This window comes from bacterium, from assembly GCA_036524115.1.
Taxonomy (GTDB): Bacteria; JAUVQV01; JAUVQV01; order JAUVQV01; family DATDCY01; genus DATDCY01.
The window spans coordinates 1-4,569 of record DATDCY010000116.1 but is presented as its reverse complement, the minus strand read 5'-3'; the positions used below and the strand labels follow the sequence as shown (position 1 = coordinate 4,569).

Below are 4,569 nucleotides of genomic sequence, written 5' to 3'. Positions count from 1 at the left end.
AAGGTGGAGGACATCGTTGTCACGCCGCGGCGCGCGCCGAGCAAGCCGCCGGGCGAGTTCCTGCTCTACGAGCCGGGCCCGGACGGCATCGTCGAGATGCCCGCCGCGGGCACCGGCTACCGCGTGCACGTCACCGGCCTGACGCACGACCGGCGCGGCTACCCGGTGCTGACGCCCGAGATCCAGAAGGAGATGGTCGAGCGGCTGGTGAAGAAGATCCGCGACAACGCCGACGAGATCATCCAGGTCGAGGAGCGCGACACCGCGGACGCCGAGGTCGTGATCGTCGCCTACGGCATCACGGTGCGGCCCGCGCTGCAGGCGATCGCGGAGGCGCGGCGGGCCGGGATCCGTGCCGGTCTGCTCAAGCTGATCACCGCGTGGCCGTTCCCCGAGAAGGCGGTGCGGGCGCTGGCCGCGCGCGTGCCGCTCTTTGTCGTCCCCGAGATCAACTACGGCCAGATGGCGCTCGAGGTCGAGCGCTGCGCGGCCGGCGCCGGGGCGAAGACGGTGCTCCTGCCCTATGCCGGCGGCAAGATCCACACCCCGGAGATGATCCTGCAGGTCGTGCGCGAGCAACTCGCCGCCGTGCGCGACCCGTCCGCCCGGAGGAAGGCATGAGCGCGATCGCCCCGACCGTCAACCCGATCGACCACCTGCTGCGGGCCGACCGGATGCCCCACATCTGGTGCCCGGGCTGCGGCATCGGCACGGTGCTCAAGGCGCTGCTCGACGCCATCGTCGAGTCCGCGCTTCCCGAGGAGGACCTCGCTGTCGTCTCCGGCATCGGCTGCACGGCGCGCGTCCCCGGCTACCTGCGGCTGGACTCGTTCCACACGACGCACGGGCGCGCCCTCCCCTACGCGACGGGGCTGCACCTGGCCAACCCGAAGCTCAAGGTCATGGTCGTCTCCGGCGACGGCGACCTCTTCGCGATCGGCGGCAACCACTTCATCCACGCGGCGCGGCGCAACGTCGATCTCATGGTGGTCTGCGTCAACAACTTCACCTACGGCATGACCGGCGGGCAGGCGGGACCGACGACGCCGACGGGCCACAAGAGCACGACCACCCCGCGCGGCAACCCGGAGACGCCCTTCAACCTGCCGTACCTGGCGGCGGCGGCAGGCGCCGTGTTCGTCGCGCGCTGGACGACGCTGCACGCGCGGCCGCTGCAGGCGTCGATCCTCGAGGCGCTGGGCAAGCCGGGCTTCCGGTTCATCGAGGTCATCGCCCCCTGCCCCACCGCCTACGGGCGCCGCAACAAGCTCGGCGAGGCGGTCGAGATGATGAAGCGCTTCCACGAGAAGAGCGAGATCCGCCACGGCGCGAACGTGCAGGACGTGGAGATCGACCCCGAGGGGACGCTGGTGGTCGGGCGCTTCGTGGACCGGCCGCGGCCGACGCTGGCCGAGCGGCTCGGCCTCGTGGTCCCGCGGGAGGGCGCACAGTGAGCACCGCCCGCGTCATGCTCACCGGCTTCGGCGGCCAGGGCGTCGTGCTCGCCGGCCACATCCTCGGCAAGGCGGCCTCCATCCACGACAAGCGCGAGGCGACGCTGATCCAGGCCTACGGCCCGGAGGCCCGCGGCGGGGCAACGCTCGTGCAGGTCACGATCTCGGACGAGCCGATCCTCTACCCCTACATCGAGAGCGCGGACGTCGTCGTCTGCATGAGCCAGGAGGGCTTCACGAAGTACGCGCCGGCGCTCGCGCACGGCGGGAAACTGCTGATCGAGGAGGACCTCGTGCGGCTGCCCGACGACTACCCGGCCGATCGGGTCTTCGGGATCCCCGCGACGGAACTGGCGACCGAGGCCGGCCGCAAGATGGTCGCCAACATCGTGATGCTCGGGTTCCTCGTGGCGGTCACCGGCGTGGTCGGTCGCGCGGCGATGGAGGAGACGATCCGCACCTCCGTGCCCAAGGGGACCGAGGATCTGAACCTCGGCGCGTTCGCGCGCGGCTTCACCCACGGCGAGTTGCTGCTCATCGAGCGCAAGGGCCGCGACGAGGACTCCGGAGGATCCTGCTGCCCATGACCCAGGGCGGACACCGCATCCTGATCGCAGGGGCGGACGCCGCCGGCGTGCGCCTCGCGCTGGAGTTGGCCGACGGCGGACTCCCGGTGACCGTCTGCACGCGGGGCGCGGTGACCCCGGCCGCCGGCGGCGCCCTCGGCTCGTCCCTCTACGACGAGGTCCCGCTCCTGACCGCGCTGCGCAACCATCCGAACATCGAGGTCCTCGAGGGCGCGACGGTCGAGGCGCTCGAGCCGGACGGCGAGGGCCTCGCCGCGCGGCTGAGGATCGCGCCGCAGCCGGTGGACCCAGCGCGCTGCACCGCCTGCGGCAAGTGCGTCCCGGTCTGCCCCGTCGAACTGCCGGCCGAGGGGGGCGCCGCTGGGCACCGCGCCGTGACGCTCCCGCCCGCCGACCTCGGGCCGCAGGTCGCGCGCATCGCGAAGGCCGGCCGTCCGCCCTGCCGCACCGCCTGCCCGATCGGCGTCAATGCCCAGGCGTACGTCGCCCTCATCGCCAAGGGACGCCACCGCGAGGCACTCGCCGTCGTGCGAGAGCGCAACCCGCTGCCGGGCGTCTGCGGCCGCGTCTGCACGCACCCCTGCGAGGCCGCCTGCCGCCGCGGCGAGGTCGACGAGCCGGTCGCCATCTGCAAGCTCAAGCGCTATGCCGCCGATCTGGAGATGGCCGAGAAGGTCTCGTTCGCGTATCCTGCGCCGGCCGTCGAGCGCGCCGAGCGTATCGCCGTGGTCGGCTCCGGGCCCGCGGGGCTGATGGCCGCCTTCGAGCTGCGGCGCCTCGGCTACGGCGTCACGATCTTCGAGGCCGAGGATCTCTCCGGCGGCCTGCTGCGCGCCGGCATCCCGGAGTACCGGCTGCCGCACGCGATCGTCTGCTACGAGGTCGCGTTTCTCAAGCAGATGGGCATCGACATCCAGAACGGGGTGCGGGTCGGCACCGACATCACGATTGACGCGCTCCTCGGCGCGGAGGGATTTGCCGCGGTCGTGCTCGCAACCGGGGCCCCGAAGGACCGGGCGGCCGACATCCCCGGCGAGCACCTCCCCGGCGCGCAGGGCGCCCTCGCCTTCCTCATGGACGTCAACCTGCGCGACCGCACGAAGATCGGCAGGCGGGTCGCGGTCGTCGGGGGCGGCAACTCGGCGATCGACGCGGCGCGCGTGGCGGTGCGCCTCGGCGCGAAGGACGTCACCATCATCTACCGCCGCGGCGAAGACGAGATGCCCGCGCAGCGCGAGGAGGTCGAGGCGGCGCGCGACGAGGGTGTGAAGCTGCGGCTGCTGACCGCGCCGGTCGCGGTTCTGGAGAAGAACGGCAAGGCCGCGGGACTGCGCTGCGTGACCATGGCCCTGGGCGCACCGGACGCCTCCGGGAGGCGGCGCCCCGAGCCGGCCGCGGGGACCGAGCACGACATCCCCGCCGACACGATCATCTTCGCGATCGGCCAGGAGGGCGACGCCGCCCTCACCGCCGGCATCGCGGGGCTGGCGCAGAAGAGCGGCCGCATCGTCGTGGACGAGCGCCAGCGCACCGGGCACCCGCGGGTCTTCGCGGCCGGGGACGCCGTGCGCGGGCCCGACAGCGTCATCTGGTCCATGGCCGAGGGCCAGCGCGCGGCGCTCGCCGTGCACGCGGCGCTCAGCGGGGAGGCCGTGGCGATGCCGGACTGGACGCGCACCGACTACGACCGCTCGGCGCCGCTGCGCGCCCGCATCGCGAAGGCCGCGCGGAAGAAGGCACCGCACATCGCGATGGCGCAGCGCACCGCCGGCTTCACCGAGGTCGAGGGGCGATTCCGCGAGAAGGACGCCATCGCGGAGGCTTCGCGTTGCCTCCAGTGCGGCATCTGCTGCGAGTGCGGCGCGTGCGTCACCGCCTGCGGCGAAGCGCGCGCCATCGACCATGCAGGCCGCGTCCGCGCCGTCTCGCTGCCGCTGCTGGCGGCCGTCCGGACCGATGCGCACGAGCCGGTGGGCGCGGGTGCCGAACACCTCGCCGCAGACGGGAACGCGGTCTCCGCGGCGGCGCTGCTCGCGCGGCTGCGCGACGACGCGCACGGCGCCCTCGAGGCCCGGCGGCGCGCGCTGCCCGTTGCGTCGGGCGTCCGCGTCGTTCTCTGCACCTGCAACGACTCGATCCATCACCGCGAGCTGATCGCCCCGCTGGCGGAGGAGATCGTCGAGATCCCCGGCGTCGTCGGCGCCACGGTCGTGAATTCCGCCTGCCAGCGTGAAGGCGCCGAGGTCGTGGCCGCCGGTATCGCCGCGGGGGAGAACGCGCGCGTGGTCCTGGCGGCGTGTCTGTGCTGCCCGCTGGAGATCCTCTGCGGGAGCTGCACGCAGCAGCGCGCCCGCGCCAAGAGAAATCTCTTCGCGGGCGAGGGCATCCCTCCGGAGCGCGTGGAGACCGTCAACCTGCGCGACGAGGTCCTCAACCAGGCGGGGCTCGACCGCGAGCGCGCCCTGCGCCTGGCGCGCCGGCTCCTGCGCGGCGCTGTGGCGCGGGCGCTGGCCGACGGCGCGATGGCC

Annotated in this window: 4 protein-coding genes; all 4 read left to right on the top strand. The window is 73.3% G+C overall.

Annotation, left to right across the window (positions count from 1 at the left end):
• Positions 1–621: transketolase C-terminal domain-containing protein (locus VI078_05230; protein ID HEY5998689.1), on the top strand; the 621-nt coding region annotated here is incomplete at its 5' end.
• Positions 618–1,454 carry a thiamine pyrophosphate-dependent enzyme gene (locus tag VI078_05225; GenBank protein ID HEY5998688.1) on the top strand — a complete coding sequence of 279 codons (837 nt, stop codon included), beginning with the start codon at positions 618–620 and terminating at the stop codon, positions 1,452–1,454. The genes VI078_05230 and VI078_05225, both read left to right, overlap by 4 nt.
• Positions 1,451–2,041 carry a 2-oxoacid:acceptor oxidoreductase family protein gene (locus tag VI078_05220; GenBank protein HEY5998687.1) on the top strand — a complete coding sequence of 197 codons (591 nt, stop codon included), beginning with the start codon at positions 1,451–1,453 and terminating at the stop codon, positions 2,039–2,041. The genes VI078_05225 and VI078_05220 overlap by 4 nt, the downstream gene beginning before the upstream one ends.
• A partial coding sequence (locus VI078_05215; GenBank protein ID HEY5998686.1) for an FAD-dependent oxidoreductase occupies positions 2,038–4,569 on the top strand: 2,532 nt, incomplete at its 3' end. The genes VI078_05220 and VI078_05215, both read left to right, overlap by 4 nt.

Excerpts from the sequence above, each read along its gene's own strand:
- VI078_05225 (HEY5998688.1), top strand. The coding sequence starts at position 618 with ATGAGCGCGATCGCCCCGACCGTCAACCCGATCGACCACCTGCTGCGG.